21 protein-coding genes are annotated in these 22051 nt (G+C 68.3%); 12 read left to right on the forward strand and 9 right to left on the reverse strand.

The features are described 5' to 3' along the window. The first annotated feature begins 343 nt into the window (after positions 1-343). Positions 344-559, forward strand: coding sequence for a DUF3820 family protein (locus ACMV5O_RS10475; protein ID WP_416163406.1), 216 nt, complete (start codon positions 344-346; stop codon positions 557-559). A gap of 10 nt (positions 560-569) precedes the next feature. Further along, positions 570-794 (forward strand): RES family NAD+ phosphorylase, encoded by a 225-nt coding sequence (locus ACMV5O_RS10480; RefSeq protein ID WP_416163407.1) that lies wholly within the window; start codon positions 570-572, stop codon positions 792-794. Between the two features lie 154 nt (positions 795-948). Here the strand turns inward: ACMV5O_RS10480 and ACMV5O_RS10485 are convergent, their stop codons facing one another. Together ACMV5O_RS10485 and ACMV5O_RS10490 are read right to left on the reverse strand one after the other, a co-directional pair. Then, a complete protein-coding gene (locus ACMV5O_RS10485; RefSeq protein ID WP_416163408.1) occupies positions 949-1899 on the reverse strand; it encodes an IS5 family transposase in 951 nt (316 codons plus the stop codon). A 22-nt stretch (positions 1900-1921) separates the two neighbouring features. Beyond that, positions 1922-4189 carry an OsmC domain/YcaO domain-containing protein gene (locus ACMV5O_RS10490; RefSeq protein WP_416163409.1) on the reverse strand — a complete coding sequence of 756 codons (2268 nt, stop codon included), beginning with the start codon at positions 4187-4189 and terminating at the stop codon, positions 1922-1924. Positions 4190-4490: 301 nt separating this feature from the next. Here ACMV5O_RS10490 and ACMV5O_RS10495 point away from each other — a divergent pair, with 301 nt between their 5' ends. From ACMV5O_RS10495 to ACMV5O_RS10505, 3 genes are all read left to right on the forward strand, one after another. Further along, entirely contained in the window at positions 4491-5051 is a 561-nt protein-coding gene (locus tag ACMV5O_RS10495; protein ID WP_416163410.1) for a YceI family protein, read from the forward strand. Between the two features lie 78 nt (positions 5052-5129). Then, positions 5130-5708, forward strand: a complete 579-nt coding sequence (locus ACMV5O_RS10500; RefSeq protein ID WP_416163411.1) for a YceI family protein — start codon at positions 5130-5132, stop codon at positions 5706-5708. A gap of 78 nt (positions 5709-5786) precedes the next feature. Beyond that, the gene (locus ACMV5O_RS10505) at positions 5787-6131 is read left to right on the forward strand and encodes a pirin family protein (RefSeq protein ID WP_416163412.1); all 345 of its coding nucleotides are present in this window, start codon (positions 5787-5789) and stop codon (positions 6129-6131) included. Here ACMV5O_RS10505 and ACMV5O_RS10510 read toward each other — a convergent pair. From ACMV5O_RS10510 to ACMV5O_RS10525, 4 genes are all read right to left on the reverse strand, one after another. Next, positions 6121-7023, reverse strand: coding sequence for a pirin family protein (locus tag ACMV5O_RS10510; protein WP_416163413.1), 903 nt, complete (start codon positions 7021-7023; stop codon positions 6121-6123). The genes ACMV5O_RS10505 and ACMV5O_RS10510 overlap by 11 nt on opposite strands. 145 nt (positions 7024-7168) lie before the next feature. Then, positions 7169-8521 (reverse strand): hypothetical protein, encoded by a 1353-nt coding sequence (locus ACMV5O_RS10515; protein ID WP_416163414.1) that lies wholly within the window; start codon positions 8519-8521, stop codon positions 7169-7171. Further along, positions 8518-11271: a hypothetical protein gene (locus ACMV5O_RS10520; RefSeq protein WP_416163415.1), complete on the reverse strand. Its 2754-nt coding sequence runs from the start codon at positions 11269-11271 to the stop codon at positions 8518-8520. Before ACMV5O_RS10520 ends, ACMV5O_RS10515 begins: the two co-directional genes overlap by 4 nt. A 46-nt stretch (positions 11272-11317) precedes the next feature. After that, entirely contained in the window at positions 11318-11659 is a 342-nt protein-coding gene (locus tag ACMV5O_RS10525) for a hypothetical protein (RefSeq protein WP_416163416.1), read from the reverse strand. A 224-nt stretch (positions 11660-11883) separates the two neighbouring features. Here ACMV5O_RS10525 and ACMV5O_RS10530 point away from each other — a divergent pair, with 224 nt between their 5' ends. From ACMV5O_RS10530 to ACMV5O_RS10560, 7 genes are all read left to right on the forward strand, one after another. Beyond that, positions 11884-13287, forward strand: a complete 1404-nt coding sequence (locus ACMV5O_RS10530) for an alpha/beta fold hydrolase (RefSeq protein WP_416163417.1) — start codon at positions 11884-11886, stop codon at positions 13285-13287. Between the two features lie 408 nt (positions 13288-13695). Continuing rightward, on the forward strand, positions 13696-14376 hold the full coding sequence (locus tag ACMV5O_RS10535; RefSeq protein ID WP_416163418.1) for a thermostable hemolysin: 681 nt from the start codon (positions 13696-13698) through the stop codon (positions 14374-14376). Then, positions 14360-15970: an AMP-binding protein gene (locus ACMV5O_RS10540; RefSeq protein ID WP_416163419.1), complete on the forward strand. Its 1611-nt coding sequence runs from the start codon at positions 14360-14362 to the stop codon at positions 15968-15970. The genes ACMV5O_RS10535 and ACMV5O_RS10540 overlap by 17 nt, the downstream gene beginning before the upstream one ends. Next, on the forward strand, positions 15967-16620 hold the full coding sequence (locus ACMV5O_RS10545; RefSeq protein WP_416163420.1) for a TenA family transcriptional regulator: 654 nt from the start codon (positions 15967-15969) through the stop codon (positions 16618-16620). Before ACMV5O_RS10540 ends, ACMV5O_RS10545 begins: the two co-directional genes overlap by 4 nt. Before the next feature lie 11 nt (positions 16621-16631). Further along, positions 16632-17438 (forward strand): SDR family oxidoreductase, encoded by an 807-nt coding sequence (locus tag ACMV5O_RS10550; RefSeq protein WP_416163421.1) that lies wholly within the window; start codon positions 16632-16634, stop codon positions 17436-17438. A gap of 213 nt (positions 17439-17651) precedes the next feature. Further along, positions 17652-18311, forward strand: coding sequence for a response regulator transcription factor (locus ACMV5O_RS10555; RefSeq protein ID WP_345794212.1), 660 nt, complete (start codon positions 17652-17654; stop codon positions 18309-18311). Next, entirely contained in the window at positions 18311-20050 is a 1740-nt protein-coding gene (locus tag ACMV5O_RS10560; protein WP_416163422.1) for an ATP-binding protein, read from the forward strand. Before ACMV5O_RS10555 ends, ACMV5O_RS10560 begins: the two co-directional genes overlap by 1 nt. Here the strand turns inward: ACMV5O_RS10560 and ACMV5O_RS10565 are convergent. The 3 genes from ACMV5O_RS10565 to ACMV5O_RS10575 form a co-directional block, all read right to left on the reverse strand. Beyond that, positions 20026-20388 (reverse strand): hypothetical protein, encoded by a 363-nt coding sequence (locus tag ACMV5O_RS10565; RefSeq protein ID WP_416163423.1) that lies wholly within the window; start codon positions 20386-20388, stop codon positions 20026-20028. The two genes, ACMV5O_RS10560 and ACMV5O_RS10565, sit on opposite strands and share 25 nt — an antisense overlap. A gap of 178 nt (positions 20389-20566) precedes the next feature. Then, a complete protein-coding gene (locus ACMV5O_RS10570) occupies positions 20567-20773 on the reverse strand; it encodes a cold-shock protein (protein WP_416163424.1) in 207 nt (68 codons plus the stop codon). Between the two features lie 258 nt (positions 20774-21031). Next, on the reverse strand, positions 21032-22003 hold the full coding sequence (locus tag ACMV5O_RS10575; protein WP_416163425.1) for an ankyrin repeat domain-containing protein: 972 nt from the start codon (positions 22001-22003) through the stop codon (positions 21032-21034). Positions 22004-22051 lie beyond the last annotated feature (48 nt).

A 22051-nucleotide genomic window follows, 5' to 3' on the forward strand; every position in this document is an offset into this window, starting at 1 on the left:
GATGACCAGTCCCAGATCGGTTACCCGCCGTTCGCGTTGGAGGAAATTTCTCAGCCGCTATGTCTCCTGATGGCCGGCTGCCGCTATTGGAAACCGCATCCGCATAGCTGCCATTGATCGCGAGTCGAGGCGGATGGCGAGCTACAGGTCAGGCGGTGTTGATGCCGTGCGGGCCGCTGGTGACGATGCCCGCATTGTAGGTGTCTAGCCGAGGGGAGGCATGCAGGGGGACGAGTCTCACCGTACGCTCGTCGCGGAGGCTGAGTCCAGGGGGATGATCCAGTTGGCGCGGGGCGGCAGACGCCGCGGCCGGTAAGTGATGGTGTCGAAAGGAAGAGGGCCGATGAGTCCTGAACTTCTCGAATTGCTCGTGACGCGTGAGATGCCCTTCGGAAAGTACAAGGGGCGGATCATTGCCGACCTGCCCGGGCACTATCTTGCGTGGTTCGCGCGACAAGGGTTCCCGCCAGGGCAACTCGGCCAGCTGTTGGCGTTGATGCACGAGCTCGACCATAACGACCTGGTCGGACTGCTCGATCCACTGCGCAGGCGCCGATGACGCGAGCTCGATGAGCAGGTCGCCGAAGGCCTGCCCAAAGGTGCGCTCAAGGCTGGGGTCGCGCGGCTTTGGCGACGATTGGCTCGCATCGCGCCGCAGCCTGGTGCTTGTCGTGCCGTCCGTGCCTGCTAGGCTGGACTTCAACGCCGTCGTGAACCCTGTGCATCCGGAGTTTGCGAGACTCAGGGTGAGCACGCCAGAGCCCGTGGCGTGGGATCGACGACTGTTCAGCTAAGGAATCCCTGATCAACTGATGTTCTGAGCGCGCTCACCCAAGCCAACCGCTTCCGCTGACTCCGATGATCGATTTTTCCGCGCCTACCGCTGTTTTTCGAGGCCTTTCAGCCCCCGAGCGCCCGTTTTCGGACGCAGCGGGCGGATTTCGCCCGTCAACTCATCAAGGCGCGCCTCGCAAGATAGAGATTGGTCAAACCGATCAGCGAGAACACCTGTGCGGCGTTCTTCGCGATCCCCTTGTAGCGCACCTTCGTGTAGCCGAACTGGCGCTTGATGACGCGAAACACGTGCTCGACCCGAGCACGGATCGAGGACATCTTGTGGTTGAAGCGCTTGTTCGCCTCGGTCAGCGGGTGCTGCTTGCTGGCCTTGAGCGAGACGCCCCAGAACAGGCCCGCCTTGCGGACCAGACGCTTGAGCTTGTTGTTCACGTAGCCCTTGTCGCCGAACACCGCCCGGTCATCTTCACGCACCAGGTGCGGCAACTGGTTGATGTCCGAGACGTTGGCAGGCGTCACGGATACGGTATGCACGAGCCCGGAATTGACGTCGGCACCCACGTGGACCTTCATGCCGAAGTACCACTGGTTGCCCTTCTTGGTCTGATGCATCTCGGGGTCGCGCTGCTTGTCCCGGTTCTTCGTCGAGGGGGGCGCATGGATGATCGTGGCGTCGACCATCGTGCCGCCCTTGAGAAGCAGCCCGCGCTGTTCAAGGGTGTCGTTGATGATGTTCATCATCTGCCCGGTCAGCGCATGCTTCTCGAGCAGGTGGCGGAACTTGAGGATCGTCGTCTCGTCGGGCATCGCGTCGTCGGTGAGGTCCAGCCCAGCAAAGCGGCGCATCGACTCGACCTCGTAGAGCGCATCTTCCATCGCCGGATCCGACAGCGCGTACCACTGCTGCATGAAGTAGATTCGCAGCATCGTCGCAAGCGGCATCGGCGGACGCCCGCGTCGGCCCGTCGTCGGGTAGTGCGGCTCGATTACTGCCAGCAGCGCTGCCCAAGGCACGACCTTCTCCATCTCGGCCAGGAAGCGCTCCCGGCGCGTCTGTTTCTTCTTCCGTTCGAAAGCCAGCGAGGCGAAGGTCGTTTGCTTCATGGTGGCAGCGCGGTTTATGACTTCAGTATTTTACAGGCTCTGAATAGATCAGAGCTTCCCTAAGTGCTTTCGTCGCAGGCGCCGTCGGTGCGTGCGCGGCCCGTGCCTTGTGCAGCTTCTTGTAGCTGTCGATCAGGCGCTGGTGTCGGTCCAGACCTTCCAGCTTCATGCTCGTCGGCGTGAGGCCGAAGAAGCGCACGCGGCCGTCGACCGACCCCAGTACCGCGTCCATCCGCTCCGTGCCGAACATGCGGCGGAAATTGGCCACGTAATCATCCAGTTCCAGTTCGTCGTCCAGCACCACCTCCAGCACCACATTCAAGGCCTGATAGAACAATCCGCGCTCGACGGTGTTCTCGTTGTATTGCAGCAAGGCTTCGACGCGCTCCTTGGCCTCTTCAAACTGCTGCAGGGCGAGGTGGATCAGCAGCTTCAATTCCAGAATCGTCAGCTGGCCCCACACCGTGTTCTCGTCGAACTCGATGCCGATCAGCGTGATGATGTCGGTGTAATCGTCGAGCTCGCTCTCTTCCAGGCGGTCGAGCAAGGCCTCCAGCGCGTCGTCGTCGAGGCGGTGCAGGTTCAGGATGTCGTCGCGGAAGCGCAGCGCCTTGTTGGTGTTGTCCCAGATCAGGTCGTCGACCTGATAGACCTCGGAATAGCCCGGCACCAGGATGCGGCAGGCGATGGCGCCGAGCTGGTCGTGCACTGCCATGTACGCCTCCTTGCCCATCTCCGCGAGGATGCCGAACAGGGTCGCGGCCTCGGCGGCGTTGGAGCTCATTTTGGTGTCGTGGCCGTGGCCGGAGAAGTCCCACTCGACGAAGTCGTGATCGGCGCGCGCGCTGAAGAAGCGCCACGACACCACGCCGCTGGAATCGATGAAGTGCTCGACGTAGTTGTGCGGGTCGGTGACGACCGCGGTCTCGAAGGTCGGCGGCGGCAGGTCGTTCAGGCCCTCGAAGCTGCGCCCCTGCAGCAGTTCGGTCAGGCTGCGCTCGAGCGCCACCTCCATGCTCGGGTGCGCGCCGAACGACACGAACACGCCGCCCGTGCGCGGGTTCATCAGGGTGACGCACATCACCGGATACAGCCCGCCCAGCGACGCATCCTTCACCAGCACCGGGAAGCCCTGGCGCTCCAGCTCCTCGATGCCGGCGACGATGCCGGGATACTTCGCCAGCACGTCGGCCGGTACGTCGGGCAGCGCGATCTCGCCTTCGATGATCTCGCGCTTCACCGCGCGCTCGAAGATCTCCGACAGGCACTGCACCTGCGCCTCGGCCAGCGTGTTGCCGGCGCTCATGCCGTTGCTGAGGAAGAGGTTGTCGGTGAGGTTGGTCGGGAAATACACCACCGCGCCGTCCGACTGGCGTACATAGGGCAGGGCGCAGATGCCGCGTTCGATGTTGCCGGAGTTGGTGTCGACGAGATGCGAGGCGCGCAGCTCGCCCTCGGGGTCGTAGATTCCAAGGCAATACTCGTCGAGCAGCCCGGCGGGCAGCGCATCCTTGCGGCCGGGCTTGAACCAGCGCTCGTTCGGGTAATGCACGAAGGGCGCGTTGGCGATGTCCTCGCCCCAGAACTGGTCGTTGTAGAAGTGGTTGAAATTTAGCCGCTCGATGTACTCGCCCAGGGCGGAGGCCAGCGCGCTTTCCTTGGTCGCGCCCTTGCCGTTGGTGAAGCACATCGGCGAATGCGCATCGCGGATGTGCAGCGACCACACGTTCGGCACCAGATTGCGCCACGACGCGATCTCGATCTTGATGCCCAGGTCCGCCAGCACCTTCGACATGTTGGCGATCGTCTGCTCCAGCGGCAGATCCTTGCCGAGGATGTAGGTGTGGGCGTCCGGATCCGGATTCAGCGTCAGCAGGGCCTGGGCATCGGCGTCCAGGTTCTCCACTTCCTCGATCACGAACGCCGGCCCGGTCTGCACCACCTTCTTCACGGTGCAGCGCTCGATCGAGCGCAGGATGCCCTGGCGGTCCTTGTCGGAAATGTCGGCCGGCAGCTCGATCTGGATCTTGAAGACCTGCTTGTAGCGGTTCTCCGGATCGACGATGTTGTTCTGCGACAGGCGGATGTTGTCGGTGGGGATGTTGCGCGTGTCGCAGTACAGCTTCACGAAGTAGGCCGCACACAAGGCCGACGAAGCCAGAAAGTAATCGAACGGGCCGGGCGCAGAGCCATCGCCCTTGTAGCGGATGGGCTGATCGGCGATGACCGTGAAGTCATCGAATTTGGCTTCGAGACGAAGCTTGTCCAGAAAATTGACCTTGATTTCCATCGGGGAATCCTGAAAGGGCGCTCAACGCGAATCGGGCGCCATTATCCCCGTTTCCCCGGCAGCGCTGCGCGCCCGCTGAGGCGGTGGCGAGCTGCGACAACTGCATGGCGGGCGCAGTCGGCCTGGTCATTGTTGCGTTTTTGGCAATGAAATTTTTCCACCTGTCGCCTATTTCGCTACGCCAGATGCGTCTAAAGTCCAGCCATAGCAGTTCCATTGATCGTGCTTGGTGTCGATCGCAGGCCCGCTTGTGGCCCTGCCGACTGACGCAAGCCCACAGAACCTCAAAGGACGCCCCATCATGAAACGCTTCGCGCTCGCCCTGTTGTCGACCCTCGCCCTCGCCACGTCTGCCGCCCACGCGCTCGAGTACAGCGAGGTGCTGGCTGACAAGAGCCAGATCACCTTCGGCTATCAGCAGATGGGCGTGTCGATGGAAGGGCGTTTCGGCACGTTCAGCAGCGAACTCCGCTTCGATCCCGCTGCGGTCGATTCGGCCAGGGCCGCGATCGAGGTCGAGCTCGCCAGCGTCGACACCGGCCTGCCCGATGGCAACGAGGAGGTGGCACGCAAGACCTGGTTCAACACGGCGGACTTCCCCACCGCCCGCTTCGAATCCACCGCGGTGAAGGCGCTCGGCGGCAACCAGTACGAGGTCGCCGGCACGCTCACGATCAAGGGCACGACCAGGGACGTCGTCGTCCCGGCCACCTTCACCCCCGAGGGTGACACCGGCGTGTTCGAGGGCAGCCTCAACATCCAGCGCGGCGACTTCTCGATCGGCGAGGGCGCCTGGAAGGCCTTCGACGTCGTCGCCAACGACGTGCTCATCAAGTTCCGCATCACCGCCGCGGCCCGCTGAGCCACCGCGTCGCCATCCCCCTTCCGTCGCTAACACCCCTTCATTTCTGCATCCCCCCAACCTCAAGAGGATTGACTCATGAACCGTATCGCCAAGCTCTCCGCCGCCCTGATCATCGCCGCCAGCGCCACGACCTCCGCGTTCGCGGCGCCCGAGACCTACAACGTCGACCCCACCCACACCTTCGCCAACTTCTCGTACAACCACTTCGGCCTGTCGACGCAGATCTCGAAGTTCGAGCGCAGCAGCGGCACCGTCACGCTGGACAAGGAAGCGAAGACCGGCGCGGTCGACATCACCATCGACATGACCTCGGTCAACACCGGCTACGAGACCTTCAACGGCCACATCCAGGGCGAGGACTTCCTCGACACCGCGAAGTACCCGACCGCCACCTTCAAGTCGACCCAGGTGACCTTCGACGGCGACAAGCCCGCCACCATCGACGGTGAGCTCACCATCAAGGGCGTGACCAAGCCGGTGACGCTGACGGTGAGCCACTTCGCCAACATGCCGCACCCGATGCTGAAGAAGGACGCCATCGGCGCCAACGCCAGCACGGTGATCAAGCGCAGCGAGTTCAACGCCGGCAAGCACGCGCCCTACGTCGGCGACGAGGTCACCATCACCGTCTCGATCGAAGCGATCCAGAACTAAGCGCGCGTATCAAGCCGGGCGCCGCCGCAGTGCGGCGCCCGCGCATGCAGGCCTTCATACCGGCAGGACATGGAAACCATGGAGCTCCGACGCGCCGCAGCCCGCGGCCTCGCCGACTTCGGCTGGCTGCATTCGCAGCACAGCTTCTCCTTCGGCAGCTACGACGACCCGCAGCACATGGGCTTCTCCGACCTGCTGGTGATCAACGAGGACCGCGTGCGTCCGGGGCGCGGTTTCGACACCCACGGCCACCGCGACATGGAGATCTTTTCGTATGTCCTCGAGGGCGCGCTCGAACACAAGGACTCGATGGGCACCGGCTCGGTGATCCGCCCGGGCGACGTGCAGATGATGAGCGCCGGCACCGGCGTGCGGCACAGCGAATTCAACGCCTCGCGCGAGCCGGCATCCCCTATTCGGTAACGCGCCACGGCAAGGGGGGCGGCATGAGGCGAGGCGCCTGGCCGTCGCCCACCGGGCCGAAACGGGCGCTGCGCGGTTCGCCCTGTTCCCCTCGTTCCCATTCGGCCTGCGCCTCGGCGATCGTCGCCTTCGTCCAGCCGACGAAGTTCCACCACATCAGCACCGGCTCCGCGAAGGGTTCGCCGCCGAGCACAAGCAGCCGGGTGCCCGCGCTCAGAGTGAGATGCAGCGCGTCGCGCCCGCGCCCGAGGTAGGCGAACTCGTCCGCGCGCACGGTTTCGTTCTCGATCCCGGCTTCGCCGACCAGCGGCAGCATTCCGTACTCGAAGTCCGGGTTCAGCGCCAGGTGCAGCGCGGTGGCGTCGTCGCAGGCGATGTCGAGGCCGAGGAGCGGGGAATACAGCCGCGTCGGCGCAGTCCTGCCGGCATGCGTGCCCGCCAGCAGCGTCAGGCGGGCGCCGTTTTCCTGCCATTGCGGCAGGTCGGGGTGGTGGGCGAAGTCCGGCGCGCAGGCTTCCGCCTCGGGCGGCAGGGCGATCCAGAGCTGCGCCGCATGCAGGGCTTGTCCATCGTGCAGCGAGTCCTCGGTGTGGGCGATGCCGTGGCCGGCCGTCATCAGGTTCACCTGCCCGGGGCGGATGATCTGCGCGTTGCCCAGGCTGTCGCGATGCATCACCTCGCCCTCGATCAGCCAGGTGAAGGTCTGCAAGCCGATGTGCGGATGGGCGCCGACGTGCATGCCCTTGCCGGGGGCAAAGCGTACCGGCCCGGCATGGTCGAGGAAGCACCACGCCCCCACCATCCGCTGCTGACGGCTGGGCAGGAAGCGGCGCACCAGCATGCCCTCGCCCAGGTCGGCGCTGCGGGCTTCGATGCGTGTGATTGCGTTCATGAGGTATGCGCCTCCTCTTGTTCAGCGGTTCAGCGTTTTTTAGATGGGCTTCATCTTACGTCACTCTTGAAGGGCCAAATTCGGCGAGATCCTCGACTTTGATCGGGCGGGAATGCCCGACCGCATTGCCGCTTCTGGCGAGCCCTCAGACCGCGGCCTTGAGCGCCGGCACCTGCGCCGCGGGCTTGTGGTGCTCGCGTACCAGGGTCTCGGCGCTGAAGCGGAAGCTCGACGGGTACTTGGCCTCGAGGCGGTAGAGCACGCTCAACAGCCAGCGCAGGTAGGCGACGTCGCCGCAGTGCTCGAAGGCCTCCTGCTGCAGGGTGGGCACTTCGCGCAGGTCGCGCAGGATGGCGCGCACCAGGCCTTCGCGGATGTCGGGGCCGTAGAACACCTCGTCGAGGATGTGCACCCGTCGCGCCGGGGTGTCGGGCGCGGCGGGGTCGCAAGGGGCATGCTCCCACTCGGTGTGCCACCAGTGCTTGTCGTCGAGGTAGCGCGAGCGCCGCACCACGGTGTCGGGCGCGAACTTCAGGCGCAGGGTCTGCAGGGTCTGCGAGTCGATCGGCGCCAGCATGTCGTGCAGCGTCACCCAGCCGTCCGCGAAGACCTGGCTCGCCTTGAACACGAACTGCAAGTCGCCGTAGCGTGTGTCGACGGCGTCCTCGCCGACTTCCATGCGGAAGAAGACGAAGTCGTCGTCGGCCTTCTGGTACTTGTCCGAGGCGGTGGTGAATTGCGAGCTCGGTAACACGAACCAGTCCTGCAGCCGCTGCAGCGACCACAGCATGCCGACGTTGGCGATGGCTGCGCGGTGTTGCGAGGCGGTGGTGTGCTTGAGGCGGAAGGGCAGGGTGAAGAGCGCGACGTAGAGGTCCTGTTCCGCGCGCGACATCGGCTTGAGCTGGCGGCGCAGCGCCAGCAGGTTGGTGCGCGACAGGGTGACGATGTCCTTGCAGTCGCCGCCCAGCCGGCCTGCGCGCAGGGCACGCCGCCAGATACCGCCCTGTTTGACCCTGGCGTAGGCGCGCTTCGAGTACAGGAAGCGGAACAGCTTCTGCACCTTCTGCATCTCCTCGGCGGTGTAGTTGGTGCGCGCCTCGCGGGGAAAGCGCAGCTCGGGACGGGCGCGCTGGGCGGCGGCCTCGGACGCTGGAGCCGGCTTGTCCTTGTCGGCTGCGGGGTCGTCCGGTGCCTCCAGGGCCCAGTAGGCCTCGCGCGCGCGCTCGAGCACCGTGGCCACATTGAGCAGGTCGAGCGCGACGTCGCGCATGAAGGCCGGCGTGCCGCCGCGGTCCTCGCCCTGGTAGGCGGGGATGTCCATCTCGAGCATGCCCCCGCCGCCGGGGCGGGTGTAGGGCGCCAGCACCGCGAGCGTGGCCTCGAGCAACTCGATCGTGCGCGCCATGTCCGCGCTGGCGATACCGTCCATGTGGCTCAACTGGTCGGCCAGCCCGGCGGCGCTGCCGAGCAGCGTGCGGAACTCGGAGGCCTTCATCCGCGGTTCTCAGGGCTGGCGATCGTCAGCGTGACGCCACTCACGCTCGCCAGCGGGGGCGTGCCGCCTTGCTGCACGTAGGCGGCCAGTGCGCGCTGGTAGAGGCTCGCCGCCTGCCTGGCCTCGACTTCGGCTGCGCGCAGCGCGACTTCCTGCGCGCGCATGTCTTCGGAATAGGGCTCGGTGCTCGGCCGCGCGCCCACCACCGCATCCAGGTAGAGCCCGCCCGAGGCGAGCAGCAGCGTCGCGGGCTCGATCGGCGTGGCACGGTCGATCGTCGCCCCGCGCAGCTCGGCGGCCAGCTTGGCGACGCGCTGCGCGAGCGCCGTGTCGGCGTTCTCGGCGGGCGCGTCGTCGGTGGCGCCTAGAAATCCGCCGCGGGCGCCCGGAGCCCAGCCCAGGGTCAGCAGGCCGACCGAGGAGTCGCCGCCCGTGTCCATTTCGGCGTCGGCGTCGGGCGCGCGATCATCGACCACGGTGCGCTCAATGCCGCCCGTCCCCACCTCGTCCGCCTCGTCACGCAGCCCTCTGGCCAGCAGGCGGTACGCCCGCGGCCGGGCGTACTCGGTCGTCACCAGCGCCTCGAGGGCGTCGATGACCCGCGCCAGGCAGGCGCCGCGGGCGTCGTCGGACAGGTCGAAGGGCAGGCGGGCGGCGCGGAACTCCTGCACCACCGCGTGCAGGTCGCCGATACCGAAGCGGCTCGATTCATAGACCCCGCTGCCGGCGATGATCTCCACCCCGGGTACCACCTCGAAGGCCAGCTCGTCGAGGAAGATGCCGCCTTCGTGGCGGTTGTACAGGCGGTGGAACATCAGGTTGAGGGTGCGCCCCTCGTTGATGTTGCGGATGGTAGCGCTGGTCTGGTCGCGGTTCTCGACCGTGCTCTTGGTGCTGGAGGTGGTGGACACCTCCTCGCGCGAGTGCTGGTTGACCGCCTGCGAGGCCTTCTTCGCCACCTTGCTCACCGCCTGGCAGAAGTTCTTCAGCGAGGTGCTGGTGCCGGCGCTGGCGCTGGCCTCGGCGGTGACGCCGAAGTAGCTGCCGGACACCGAGGTGGAGAGCTTCATCTCGCTCGAGCGCTCCTGCTCGGCGCGGGTCTGGTCCTCCATCTCGCTGCTCAGGTCCTTGCTGTCGCTGCGGCTGAGGTCGAACACCGAGGTGGCCGAGCGGCTCACCGTGGTCTCCTGGGTGAAGTTGCGCGACACGGTCACGGTGCGCTGCTCGCCCGGAGCGAGGTTGATGCTGCTGACCAGCTCACCGACGTGGCTGCCCTGCCAGCTCATGCGGTAGGACAGGCCCTCGAGCAGCGACAGCCGCGGCAGCACGGTGGCGGTGACGCCCGGCAGCGGGTGCTTGAACACGCTGTACTTGACCAGCGCCGAGCGCCCGGTGATCGAGTCCTCGAACACCGGCAGCATCACCACGCAGCGCTGGCGGAAGGCTTCGCTCGCGTCGCACTGCTCCATGACGGTGCGCAGGCGGGTGCCGTCGGCGGTGACGAAGCCCTCCGGGTCGCGGTGGAAGACGAACACGGCCTTGCCTGTCTGGCGCAGCGCGGTCTGCATGTCGGCCACCGCGTCGCGCGAGGTGTCGACCTTCTCGTAGTCCGCCACCACCTGGGTGTGCGCTCGCTCGTCGAACACGGTGCGCGTGTTGGTGCCGACCCGGATGAACAGGAACTTCTTCGGCTCGTACACGGTGCGTGCGTGACGCGTGGTCCACCGCGCCTCGCGGCGGAACTGGCGGTAGATCTCGCCCGCCTTGACGTCGACGTCCTTGCCGTCCGGGAACTTGAATTTCTGGTCCTCGAGAAACAGGTAGAAGCCGAGGTCCGCGGCCTGCGACACCAGGCGCTCGAGCCGGCGATCGACGTCGTACTGGCGCATCTGCAGGCGCAGCGACTCGGTCTGCAGGCGCTCGACGGCGTCGATGTCCAGGCTCTGCGCGATGATCTGCTCGATCGAGCGCGTGGTGGCCTTGCCCACTTCTTCCGCGACCTTGGCGGCGAAGTCGCGCTGCTGCAGCAGTTCGCGAAAGCAGCGCTGGATGATCGCCGGGCGCAGGTCGGCCTCGGTGTATTCGGTGAAGGCCGTCTTCGCCTCGTCCGGCGACGCGAACACCAGGTCCGCGCCCTCGACCTGCGCCCAGCCGGCCTCATAGCCCTCGGTGGTGACGAAGCTGTCAAAGCGCAGCACCTCGCCCGCGCGCGGCTGCAGCAGGTACCAGCGCCCACTGGTGTGCTGCAGGGCGATGTCCGAGGGCGGCGTGTCGTCCGCCGCCCAGGTGAGCTGCGCGCCACCGGGTGCCTGGGGGTTGGCGAGGTCGGTGCGGTAGAACACGCGCGCGACCTGCGTGGGCGGATCGGCATCCGGCGCGGGCGGGGGCGGTGGCGCAGGCACCACGCGCACGATCTGCGCCCCCGCGCCACTGCACAGTTCGGTCAGCTGCGTTTCGGTGGGCGGCGCGCTGAGGCCCCAGGCGCGCTCGAAGTATTCGCGCAGCGCGGCGATCGAGATCTCCCCGCTCGGCGCCAGGTGCTGCAGGATCTCGCCCCAGGGGATGTCGACCGCGCGCTTGCGGCGGAAGGACAGCGTCGGCGCCGCCTGCCGCGCCGGGACGGGATCCTGCACGCCGAGTACGCTCGGCAGGGGGGCGAACGGCGCCGCCTCATCAACGGCGGGATACGCAGCCTCGGCGGGGCGCTCGGCGCGGGTCGAAGCGGGTCCTTCAGGGCCTTGCTGTGCCATCAGCGATCCTCCATCCCCTGCGGCGGTCGGCGGGGCGTGCATGCCTTCACCATAGAAACGCGAGCCGCGATCGTCCACCCCGAAGGCGCCGATTTGCCGCCCGCCCGGGCGGCAGCGTAGTCTGCGCGGCGCGCGACAACGGCGGGCTGCACTCTTCCGGCCCGCCCGGAGTGCATCGCATGGAATTCGCCAAGATCTTCATCACGCTGGCCGCGCTGATCAACCCGTTCGGGGCGATCCCGGCCTTCATCGGCCTCACCCGGGGACAATCGGCGCTCGAGCGGCGGCGCTGCTGCACGGGCTGGGTGTCGGCGATTTCGCTGTGGCCGTCGACGACGAAGTTGGCGATCAGGTCCCACATGACGGGCGAGGACTTCATGTCGGACATGATCAGGTCTCCTGCATGCAATTGGGGCGCGCCCTTCCGCTTCCCTATGCCAATAAGGTGGAGGCTCACGCGTGATTGCCATGCCAGCGCGCTTCCAAGTTGACCCGCGGAAGTGCGCCGCCCTCATCGACTGGACAGGTGGCTCACCGGTTTCTAAGCTCAAGAAAAGGAGATCGAACAGACTGCACCGGCCGGCCCTCGGCCGTGCTTATAGGGAGGCAGTCATGGACCCGGAAGGCAGGACTTCGATCGGTAAACGCATGCTCGGCGCCCTCGGCGCGTGCCTCACGGCCGCGTGTGCGTCGAACGCGCCTTATCACACCGCGTCGGAAGATGGCGGGGCGTGCAGGACAGACCCCGGTTCGCCGGCGTGCCGCAGCAGCGCCTACCAGGAGTTCGAGCGCTTCGATCTTGCCTTCGCGGAGTTCAGCGAGCGCGGCAATGCCTTCGACGACGGGAGGGTACAGGCCGTGCTAGCGAGGATCGCAGCCAAGGCGCGTAAGGACGGCGTGGTGCTGATCGTGTTCGTACATGGCTGGAAGCACAACGCCAGCGAGGACGATCCGAACGTCCTCAGCTTCAAGAAATCCCTGGAGACGATGACGGGTGTGCTCGGCACTTCCTTCGCCGGGACGGCGCTGGGTTCGCGTCGCCTCGTGGGCGTCTATGTTGGCTGGCGCGGTGCGAGCATCGAGCTGCCGCTCCTGAAAGAGCTGACCTTCTGGGATCGCAAAGCGGTGGCGGAGGAACTCGGGAGCGGCGGGGTGACCCGCCTGCTGCTCGACCTCGACCGGATCACGGCTGACGAGGCGCGCAACGTGATGGTGGTGGTCGGCCATAGCTTCGGGGGTGCAATCGTGGTGCGTGCGCTCTCCGACCTGATCACCGAGCGCGTGACCAACCGGGCGGAAGACGAGCGTGCGCGGGTCTTCGGGGACGGCGTGCTGGTGCTCAACCCGGCGATCGAGGCCAACCAGGCTTTGCCCTTCGTGGAGGCGGCGCTGCAGCGGCCGTACGCGCGGGACCAGCTGCCGCTTTTCATCTCGATCAGCTCAGACGCCGACTCGGCCACGCATTACGCCTTCCCGGCGGGCCAGACGGTCGGGCTGGCGACGTGGAGGCAAGCCGACCTGCAGCGTTCCTACTACCACGACCGCAGGGCGCCGGACCAGTCGCTGCCGCTGCGCGAGCGCCATCTCGACGCCACCACGGCGGGCAACTTCGCGCCCTTCCTGACCCATCGCCTGCATGCGAGCGGGCAGGGCGCGGCGGTGAGCTTCGAGATGACGCGCTGCGACGCGGTGCCCGAACACTGCACGCCCAAGGGCTGGACGACCCTGTCCGGCCAGCCTGCGATCGGCCCGCTGCCGGCGAACTATCCGCTGTACTTCATCAAGACCGATGAATCGGTGATGGCCGACCACAACGACATCTTCAACCAGCAGGTGCGCACTTTCGTGTTCACCGTGATCGACGACGTGGTGCGCAGGAGCCTGGGCGAGACGAGGCGGGCCGATGCCGCGAAAGCCCTCGCCGCGCCGGTCGAGCCGCCGCTGATCGCCGATCCGGGGCGCTTCACCGCGCGCATGAAAGAGATCTGGAAGGTGGTGGAGCCGAAGTCCGAATGAGCGCCGCTGCAGCCGCTCCCCGTCGCACGGGCGCCGGATCCGGGCGTGCGCGTCGCCGCGATCAGTCGGTGGACCGAGCCGGTCGTCGGGCCGACACCACCCAAGCCACGGCCCAATACGTCGCGGTGGCGAGGCTGCGGGGCACGCCCACATCGATCGCCGCCAGCCCCCACTTGTCCGTGACGCCATCCTTGCGCCCCAAGGACGCACGCCCTCGGGCCACCACCTCGGGCCACCACCTCGGGCCACCAATTGGTCGATCGTCTTGCTCATGACAAAGTCTTTATCGAGATCTTCTCTCGGCAGGACGTCGGCGTGGAGCTATGTGTTCAGGCTCTGCGCTTAAGGTCCGCTTAAGCCTCTCCCGGCAGCATCGACCCCGGTTTCACACATCGGGATCGAACAAGCATGGATCTGCCGTGGCTCGACCACCCCTCTGCGCGCGACGCCGCCCTGTCGCCCGTGCCGCGCAGCCTTCACCTCGTCCCTGCCGATGCCGCGCGCCGCACGGCGGTGCAGGGCTTCATCCGTGAGCGCTTCGCCGCGCACTACCAGGCCGACGTGCGCCACTTCATGCCCTGCCTGTTCGGCCTCGAGGCCGACGACGGCAGCCTGCACGGCGCGGTCGGCTGCCGCAGCGCGGTGGTGCAGCCGCTGTTCCTCGAGCGCTATCTCGACGAGCCGATCGAGGACCTGATCGCCGCCCGCGCCGGCATGACGGTGGCGCGCGCCGACGTGGTCGAGGTCGGCAACCTGGCCGCGCGCGGCGCCGGCCTGTCGCGCCTGTTGATCGTCGCGCTCACCCGCCTGCTTGCCGCCGAGGGCGTGCGCTGGGCGGGCTTCACCGGCACGCCGGCGCTGATCAACAGCTTTCGCCGCCTCGGCATCGCGCTCCATCGGCTGGCATCGGCCGACCCGTCGCGCCTGGGCGTCGATCACGAGCAGTGGCGCGCAGAGTGGGGCACCTATTACGACAACCGCCCGCAGGTGATGGTGGCCGAAGTGCCGGGCGCCGATCGCGCGCTGGCCACGGCCGGCACCTATCGCCATTTCGGTGCGCAGGAGGCGATGCATGGCTTGTGCAGCTGAGGCGCTGTGGGCGGCGCTCGCGGGCTACGGCGAGCGCATTGCGCTGCGCGATGCGGCGCTCGAATGGAGCGGGCAGCGAGTGCTGGCCGAGGTCCAGGCCCGGCGTGCCGCGCTCGATGCCCTCGGTGCGCAGCGCGTGGCGCTGGCGCTCGACAACGGCGCCGACTGGGTGGCCTGGGATCTGGCGCTGCTCGCCAGCGGGCGGGTGTGCGTGCCGGTGCCCGGCTTCTTCTCGCCGCAGCAGCAGGCCCATGTGCTCAACAGCGCCGGCATCGACACGCTGATCGGCGACCCGGCGGTGGCGGCGCGCGTCGAGGGTTTTGTGGCGGTGGCGGCGGGCTGGGCAGGGACGTATCGGTCGGCGGAAACCGGGCCGGCTGAGACCGGTGCGTCGGACAGCGAGCGCAAAGCCGAGGCCGGTGCGGTAGGGGCGCGCCTCTTCCGCCGCACACCGCGTTCGGTCCCGGTCTTGCCCGCCGGCACCGTCAAGATCACCTACACCTCCGGCACCACCGGCCAGCCCAAGGGCGTGTGCCTGGACGCCGCCGCCCAGCTCGCGGTGGCCAGGAGCCTGGCCGCGGTCAGCACCGCCTGCGGCGTCGAACGCCACCTGTGCGTGCTGCCGCTGGCCACGCTGCTCGAGAACGTCGGCGGCGTGTATGCGGCCGTGCTGGCCGGCGCCTGCGTCGACCTGCTGCCGCAGGCTGCGCTCGGCCTCGCCGGCGCCAGCGGTTTCGATGTGGTGCGCTTCATGGGGACGCTGCATGCGCGCCAGCCGCACAGCGTGATCCTGCTGCCGCAGCTGCTGCTCGCGCTGGTCGCCGCGGTGGAGCAGGGCGCCGCGCGTCCGTTCAGCCTGCGCTTCGCCGCCGTCGGCGGCGCACGCGTGGCGCCCGCGCTGCTGCGCCGCGCCCAGGTGCTCGGCATCCCGGCCTTCGAGGGTTACGGCCTGTCCGAATGCGCCTCGGTGGTGTGCGTGAATACGCCGGGTGCGTGCCGCATCGGCACCGTCGGCCGTCCGCTCGCGCACGCCGCGATACGCCTCGCCGCCGATGGCGAGGTCGAGGTGCGCGGCGCGCGTATGCTCGGCTACCTCGGCGAGCCGGCGCCTGCCGGCGAGTGGCTGCCGACCGGCGATCTCGGCCACGTCGACGACGGCTTCCTGGTCCTGCACGGGCGCAAGAAGCACCAGTTCGTCACCGCCTTCGGGCGCAACGTCAATCCGGAATGGGTGGAGGCGGAGCTCGCCGAGCAGGCGCCGATCGCCCAGGCCTGGGTGCATGGTGAGGCGCTCGCCGCCAACGTCGCGGTGATCGTGCCGCGCCACGCCGACTGCGCCGATGCCGAGATCGACGCGGCGATCGCGGCGGCCAACGCCGTGCTGCCCGACTACGCCCGGGTGCAGCGCTGGCTGCGCGCCGACGCGCCCTTCACCCCGGCCAACGGCCTGCTCACCGCCAACGGCCGCCTGCGCCGCGCGGCGCTCGCCGAGCGCTACCTGGCGCGCATCGCCGCCTGCGCTGAGCTGGACGTCCTGGCGGATCCGGGCGACCCCGCCCCCTTCCTTCCTCTTGAAAACGAGATCGACGCATGACTTTCTTCCAGATCCTGCAGGACCGCACCGCCGCCGAACGCGACTATCTGCTCGCCGCCCCGGTGCTGCACCACGCGGTGGCGGGCACGCTGCCGCGCCATACCTATGTCGCCTTCCTCACCGAGGCCTACCACCACGTCAAGCACACCGTGCCGCTGCTGATGGCCTGCGGCGCCCGCCTGCCCGAGCGCCACGAGTGGCTGCGCAGCGCGATCGCCGAGTACATCGAGGAAGAGCTGGGCCACCAGGAGTGGATCCTCAATGACCTCGCCGCCTGCGGCGCCGACCCCGACGCGGTGCGCCACGGCCAGCCGGCGCTGCCGACCGAGCTGATGGTGTCCTACGTCTACGACCGCATCGCCCGCCACAACCCGGTGAGCTTCTTCGGCATGGTCAATGTGCTCGAGGGCACCAGCATCGCGCTCGCCACCCGCGCCGCGAGCGCGATCCGCGGCAGCCTCGGCCTGCCGCCGGCGGCCTTCAGCTACCTCAACTCGCACGGCAGCCTCGACCAGGAGCACATCCGCTTCTTCGAGGGGCTGATGAACCGGCTCGACGACGACGCCGACCGCGAGGCCGTGGTGCACACCGCGCGCGTGGTGTATCGCCTCTATGGCGACATGTTCCGCAGCCTGCCGCTGGCGCAATGAGGGCGAAGGCGATGGAGCTTGCGAACTGCAAGGTGCTGCTCACCGGCGCCAGCGGCGGCATCGGCCAGGCGCTGGTCGAGCAGCTGTGCGCGGCCGGTGCCGAGGTGCTGGCGGTGGGGCGCGACCCGGGCTCGCTCGCTGCGCTCATGGCGCGCTTTCCGGGCCAGGTGCGCCACGTTGCCGCCGACCTCGCCGATGCGGCCAGGCTCGACGCGGTGGCCGCCGCCGCGCAGGCCTGGGGCGGGGTCGATTGCGTGATCCAGGCTGCGGGGGTGAATCGCTTCGGCCTGCTCGAGCAGCAGGACGACGCCGCCCTCGCGCAGCAGCTCACGGTGAACCTGCTGGTGCCGATGCAGCTCACCCGCCGCCTGCTGCCGCTGTTGCGCCAGCCGCGGCGCGCGCTGCTGATGTTCGTCGGCTCGACCTTCGGCACCATCGGCTTTCCCGGCTTCAGCGCCTACAGCGCGAGCAAGTTCGGCCTGCGCGGCTTTGCCGAGGCGCTGCGCCGCGAGCTCGCCGACAGCGGTATCCGCGTGCTCTACCTGGCGCCGCGCGCCACGCAAACCACGATGAACGCCGACGCCGTGGTGGCGATGAACGCCGCGCTGGGCGTGGCGATGGACGTGCCGCAGCAGGTCGCGGCGCAGATCGTGCAGGCCCTGCGCGACGAAGCGCCCGAGCGCGCGCTCGGCTGGCCGGAGAAGCTCTTCGTGCGCCTGAACCGGCTGCTGCCCCGGGTCGTCGATCGCGCGCTGCGCAAGCAGTTGCCCACGGTGAAGCGCTTCGCCGCGGCGCAGGCCGAGGGCGGCCGCGGCTGAGCCCGCACCGAGAAGCCGCGCGCCTGGCGCCCCGGGGAGCAACGGTCTGTAGGAGCAACGGTCTGTGGGAGCGGGCTTGCCCGCGAATGTCGCCAGATCAAGCGTCACTTTCGCGGGCAAGCCCGCTCCCACGCAACGCGCGCGTCGCTGCGCGCGAGGCTGGTACGCTCGCCGCCGAAGGCGTCAAATACCCCCCAAGGAGGAACACCCCCGATGCGCATCCTGCTGGTCGAGGACGACGAGGCCCTGGGCGAAGGCATCCGCGTCGCGCTCAAGCCCGAGCACTACACCGTGGACTGGGCGCACGACGGCGCCAGCGCGCTGCATGCGCTCACCCATGAGGACTTCGGCCTCGCGATCCTGGACCTCGGCCTGCCGCGCATGGACGGGCTCGAGGTGCTGCGCCGGCTGCGCGCCACCGCCAACCCGACCCCGGTGCTGGTGCTGACCGCGCGCGACGCCACCGCCGACCGCATCGCCGGGCTGGATGCCGGCGCCGACGACTACCTGGTCAAGCCCTTCGACGTCGACGAGCTCAAGGCCCGCATCCGCGCGCTGCTGCGGCGCAGCGTCAATCGCGCCCAGCCGGCGCTGCACTACCGCGACGTCAGCCTCGATCCGGTCGCCCAGCAGGTGAGCTACCGCGGCCAGCCGGTGGCGCTGCAGAGGAAGGAGTTCCTGCTGCTGCATGAGCTGCTCGCCCAGCCCGGCCGTGTGCTCACCCGCGACCGCCTGCAGCAGGTGCTGTACGGCTGGGACGAGGAGGCCGAGAGCAACGCGCTCGAAGTGCATATCCACCACCTGCGCAAGAAGCTGTTCCCCGAGCTGATCCGCACCGTGCGCGGCGTCGGCTATCTGGTGGACAAGGCCTGATGCGTTCGATCCGCAGCCGCACGCTGGCGCTGGTGCTCGGCCTGCTCGCGGTGGGGCTGAGCGCGATCTCGCTGGTCAGCTACCGCGACGCGCGCCACGAGATCGAGGAGCTGTTCGACGCCGAACTCGCCCAGCAGGCGCGCCTGCTCGCCGGCATGATCCCGGCCGGGATGGCGCCGGCGGCGCGGCTCGCACTGCAGCAGGCGCTCGACGAGGCGGTGGTTGGCAGTGCGGCGGCAGCCGGGGCTGCGACCGCCGGCGACGCGCGTGGCGACAATGCGGGCGGTGGCGAGGGCGACCGCCGCAAGCGGGAGGACGGTGTCGAGGAGGAGGGCGGTGAGGCCCGCCTGCAGGGTCATGAGTACGAGAGCAAGCTCGGCTTCGTGGTGCTCGACGACCAGGGCGCCAGCCTGCTGCGCTCGGCGAGTGCGCCGGTCGCCGCGCTCGCGCGCCTGCTGGGCGCTTCGTCGGCCGCCCAGCCCACCGCTTCGTCAGCCGATCCGGCCGTCACTTCGCCCACTGCGCCGCCCAACGCGCCGTCAGCCGCCGCCGGGGCGGCACCCCCGCCCGCCGCGCCCTGGCGGCCCGGCGCGCATCTCGCCGGCTATCACACGGTCGCGCTGGACGATGGCGACTGGCGCCTGTTCGTGCTGCGCGACGCGCGCGACCGCCAGTGGATCGTGGTCGGTGAACGCCAGGACGTGCGCGGCGAGCTGGTTGGCCGCATCACCCTGCGCAGCCTGCTGCCCGATCTCGTCGGCTTGCCGCTGCTCGCCCTGCTGGTGTGGCTGGCGATCGGCTGGGGCCTGCGCCCGCTCGCGCGCGTGGTGCAGCGCCTGAAGGAGCGCGACCCCGAGCGCTTGTCGCCGCTCGAGGTCGACGACGTGCCGCAGGAGCTCGAGCCGGTGGTGGCCTCGCTCGACCGCCTGCTGCTGCAGGTGACCGCGCTGCTCGAGCGCGAGCGCCGCTTCCTCGCCTACGCGGCGCACGAGCTGCGCACCCCGCTTGCGGTGCTGCGCATCCACGCCCAGAACGCGCTGCAGGCGCCCGACTGCGCTGACCGCGATGCCGCCCTGCGCCAACTCGAGGGTGGCATCGACCGTGCCACCCGCGTGGTGGCGCAGCTGCTGACGCTGGCGCGGCTCGAGCCCGACGCCGGCAACCGGCACATGGCGCGGATCGATCTGCTGGCGCTGGCGCGCCAGGAACTGGCCGAGCTCACCCCGCTCGCGCTCGAGCACGACCAGGAGCTGGCGCTCGAGGTCGCGGATGCGGACGGGGAAAAGGCCGGGGAAGGCAAGGGGAGAACCGAGGAAGGCGCGCCCGCCCGCGATGAGGGGGCCAAGCGGGGCGGGGACTTTCGCCTCGTCGCCGATGGGCCTGCGCTGGGCATCCTGCTGCAGAACCTGGTGAGCAACGCGGTGCACAACACGCCGCCCGCAGGGCGGATCCGGGTGGTGCTCGAGGCCGGCGCGCAGGCGGTGGCGCTGCGGGTGCAGGACAGCGGCCCGGGGGTGGCGCCGGCGCTGCGCGACAAGGTCTTCGAGCGCTTCTTCCGCGCCGGCAACGGCGCGGGCGCGGGGCTGGGCCTGTCGATCGTGGCCCGCATCGTCGAACGGCATCGCGGCACGATCAGGCTTGGCGACAGCCCGCTGGGCGGGCTGGAGGTGTGGGTGCAACTGCCGCGCACGCGCGCGGACAGCCGCGGCGCGCCTTATTCGGTCGGCGCAAAGCCGTAGTAAGAGCCGTATGCGGACGGCGCGGGCGCGTAGGCGGCGACCTTGATCGCATCGGCCAGGCGGACCTTGTCGGTGAAGCCGTCGATGCCCTGCTGGTCCGCACGCCATCTGGCCTCGACTTCATGCTCCGAAAGGCCTGCGAGCTGGAGGTTGTCGTCAAGGCGCGCCGAGCGATATTCGAAGGCCGTGTCGTGCGCGATGAACAGGGTGTGCGGGCAGGCCGTGATGCGGGTCTCGTCCTGCGGGTCTGCACCCATCACACGCTCGCCGCAGAACGGGCAATGGACCGGCGTGTAGTAGAAGGACTTGAGTTCAGTGCGTTGAATGAGCTGGGGCATTGGATCTTCCTGGCTGGATGGGGAGGCTTGGGCGAGGCGAATTCCGCCGCTTCGAGCAGCGTGTGTTTCGTCATGAAGCGATTTCCGCGGCCCAAAAAACACAAGGCCCGACTTGGGTCGGGCCTTGTGTCGATCAGTGAAGCCGGCCTGCACGCAAAGCGCAGGACTGCAGCACGGTTCAGTCGGCGGAACGGATGTTCGACGCTTGCAGACCCTTGGGGCCGGTGGTCACGTCGAAGGTGACGCGCTGGCCTTCCGCGAGGGTCTTGAAACCCTGGCCCTGGATGGCGGAGAAGTGGGCGAAAAGGTCATCACCACCGGCTTCCGGCGTGATGAAGCCAAAACCCTTGGAATCGTTGAACCACTTGACGGTACCTGTTGCCATGTCTTGAATCTCCTGAGAATGGGGAAAGCCCCCTGAATGGGGCGAGTTTCAAGACGGCGAGGTATGACTTGAGGATTAAAACCGAATGCTCGGATACTAAACCGACAAACAAACTACACGACTTGAAGATCGCTGCGGCGCAGTATGAGCGAAACGCGGCAATAAGGATAGGCATTTCTTCCAGCGCGCCCGCGCGCTGTCATGCGGTGAGGCGCCAGAGGGCGCAGGGCTGCCCACATCCCGACGTGGTCAAGGCGGTCAGGGGGTCTCGTGGCCGTATGCCGAGAAGCCGGAAACCCGCGGCGCACGGACGGCCTCGGCGATGGCCTCGCCGATGCGTGGATCCCTTGCCTGCTCGGCAATCTGGATTAACGTCGTGCCATTTGCCATGCGCACGTCGGTGGATGCGCCCGCCTCGAGCAGCAGCCGCACGACATTGTAGTGGCCGTTGGCGACCGCTTTCAGCAGCGGGCTGGAGCCGTCCTTGGCGATGAGGTTGGGGTTGCCCCTGTTCGCCAGCAGTTGCGCGACCACGTTCAGGTGCCCTCGGGCCGCAGCCTGCAGCATGGGCGTGATGCCGGCGTGGCTGGTCAGGTTGGCCGAGGCACCCTTGCGCAGCAGCAGCTTGACGACGTCCTGGTAGCCGTTGAATGCGGCCCAGTGCAGGGGCGTGTAGCCGTCGGCATCCTCCGCGTTGACGCTGGCGCCGAGGCGGATGAGCTCGAGCGCGAGCGTCTCCCTGCCGTTGAAGCAGGCGATCATCAGCGGGGTCCATTGGCGCGGGTCGCGCATGTCGACGCTGAAGCCGGCACTGATGAAGAGCATGCAGACATGCTCGTCACCGGCCTCGGCAGCGCGCACGAAGGCGGCCACGGTGCGCGCGATGCCCAGCCGGTCGAGTTCGGCGATGGCGCGCTCGTACTCCCACAGCGTGCCGCTGAACGGCTTGGCCACGGTCGGATTGGCGGACTGCGGCTTGATCGCCCCGATCCTGTCGTAGGCGAGGCTCAGGCTCAGGATCTCGGCGCCGACCTCGGGCGGGAAACCGCTGCGCCCCGGGCGGCTGGAGACCAGGAGTTCGGTGAAGTAGTCGGCCAGCGCCCCGCCGTCGTTCCACAAGTCGTCGAGCCGCTGCGCCACATGCGGATACTGCGCGACGAGCTTGCGCGGAAACTTGTCCCCGAACTCGGTGGACAGCAGGAAGGTCAGGGGTGGCGGGGTATCGGTCATCTTTGCGCGGCTGGAAGCCTTGCCTCGGGTAATGAAGTCTCCTTCAGT

Source organism: Thauera sp. WH-1, assembly GCF_047806685.1.
Taxonomy (GTDB): domain Bacteria; phylum Pseudomonadota; class Gammaproteobacteria; order Burkholderiales; family Rhodocyclaceae; genus Thauera.